This is a genomic window from Campylobacter sp. RM16189 (assembly GCF_012978815.1).
In the GTDB taxonomy this organism is placed as follows: domain Bacteria; phylum Campylobacterota; class Campylobacteria; order Campylobacterales; family Campylobacteraceae; genus Campylobacter_A.
In genome coordinates this window covers 1-2,200 of record NZ_LIWR01000024.1, presented here as the reverse complement: position 1 = coordinate 2,200, position 2,200 = coordinate 1, and the positions used below count along the sequence as shown (strand labels likewise).

The following is a 2,200-nucleotide window of genomic DNA, read 5'->3' as shown; positions in this document are numbered from 1 at the left end:
ATTTGGTGGAGAATAGCGGGATCGAACCGCTGACCTCCTGCGTGCAAAGCAGGCGCTCTCCCAGCTGAGCTAATTCCCCTTAACATCCTTACTTCGCATACTAGCAAAGCTAGTATTTACGAGCAGGAGTTTCACTCCCTGCACCCACCTAAAGTTATAAAGATTTATTCTAAACTTCGTTTATCATAAATCACAAATTTAGGTTTTTGTCTAGGCAATTAAGGAATTAGACAAATTTATTAGCCGTCAATCTTTCAAAACTAAACAAGGATGATTGAGTAGATTAGTTTAATAAGGCTAATCTAAATTTTCCTTTGATGAATATCTTGTGAGAGAATATTCATTGTACTCTAGAAAGGAGGTGATCCAACCGCAGGTTCTCCTACGGTTACCTTGTTACGACTTCACCCCAGTCGCTGATTCCACTGTGGGCGGTAGCTAGTTTAGCATTCCGACTTCGAGTGAAATCAACTCCCATGGTGTGACGGGCGGTGAGTACAAGACCCGGGAACGTATTCACCGTAGCATGGCTGATCTACGATTACTAGCGATTCCGGCTTCATGGAGTCGAGTTGCAGACTCCAATCCGAACTGGGACATATTTTATAGATTTGCTCCATCTCGCGATATTGCGTCTCATTGTATATGCCATTGTAGCACGTGTGTCGCCCCGGACATAAGGGCCATGATGACTTGACGTCGTCCACACCTTCCTCCTCCTTACGAAGGCAGTCTATTTAGAGTGCTCGGCCTAACCGTTAGCAACTAAATACGTGGGTTGCGCTCGTTGCGGGACTTAACCCAACATCTCACGACACGAGCTGACGACAGCCGTGCAGCACCTGTCTTAACATTTCTGCAAGCAGACACTCTTCTATCTCTAGATGATTTGTTAGATATCAAGTCCGGGTAAGGTTCTTCGCGTATCTTCGAATTAAACCACATGCTCCACCGCTTGTGCGGGTCCCCGTCTATTCCTTTGAGTTTTAATCTTGCGACCGTACTCCCCAGGCGGTATACTTAATCCGTTAGGTGCATTACTGCCTTGACTAGCAAAGCAACAACTAGTATACATCGTTTAGGGCGTGGACTACCAGGGTATCTAATCCTGTTTGCTCCCCACGCTTTCACGCATTAGCGTCAGTTAAGTTCCAGCAGATCGCCTTCGCAATGGGTATTCTTCTTGATCTCTACGGATTTTACCCCTACACCAAGAATTCCATCTGCCTCTCCCTTACTCTAGATTATCAGTTTCCCAAGCAGTTTAACGGTTAAGCCGTTAGATTTCACTCAAGACTTGATAATCCGCCTACGCGTCCTTTACGCCCAGTGATTCCGAGTAACGCTTGCACCCTCCGTATTACCGCGGCTGCTGGCACGGAGTTAGCCGGTGCTTATTCCTTGGGTACCGTCATAATTCTTTCCCAAGAAAAGGAGTTTACGCTCCGAAAAGTGTCATCCTCCACGCGGCGTTGCTGCTTCAGGGTTTCCCCCATTGAGCAATATTCCCTACTGCTGCCTCCCGTAGGAGTCTGGACCGTGTCTCAGTTCCAGTGTGACTGATCATCCTCTCAGACCAGTTACGCGTCATAGCCTTGGTGAGCCATTACCTCACCAACTAGCTGATACGATATAGCCTCATCCTACACCGAAAAACTTTCCCGACTTAACTTATGTCAAGAAGGAGTATAGAGTATTAGCAGTCGTTTCCAACTGTTGTCCTCTAGTGTAGGGCAGATTAGCTATACATTACTCACCCGTGCGCCACTAAGATTAAAATAAGCAAGCTTACTTTAATCTCCGTTCGACTTGCATGTATTAGGCACGCCGCCAGCGTTCACTCTGAGCCAGGATCAAACTCTCCATATTAATTTCGCGAACTAGCAAAGCTAGTTCTTGCGACCAAAGGATTTTATCCTTTGGAAACCTCTAAAGCACAAAATTGCGTGTCAGCAATTTCGTAAAAAGCAAATAAGCTTTTTAAGTTCAAATTTGAACTATCTTAGAAGTTAGCTTTTATATGAAGTTTTAATCAAAAAACTTTTAATTTTATAATCTCTTATCTTTTAAATTAGCAAGCTAATTAAAAGATGATTTTTTAGTTTTTCTACATTAATTACTTTCCAAAGAAAGCCTATTAAAGTAGATGGCTCAATCGATCACTTGTTTAGATTTCAAAGATTGACTAATTAGTTTAACA

At 43.7% G+C, this 2,200-nt stretch carries 1 tRNA gene and 1 rRNA gene; both read right to left on the bottom strand.

The window, feature by feature from the left end:
* Nucleotides 1-3: 3 nt before the first annotated feature.
* Nucleotides 4-79, bottom strand: a tRNA-Ala gene (locus CDOM16189_RS07955).
* Nucleotides 80-354: 275 nt separating this feature from the next.
* Nucleotides 355-1,869 (bottom strand): 16S ribosomal RNA (locus tag CDOM16189_RS07950).
* Nucleotides 1,870-2,200 lie beyond the last annotated feature (331 nt).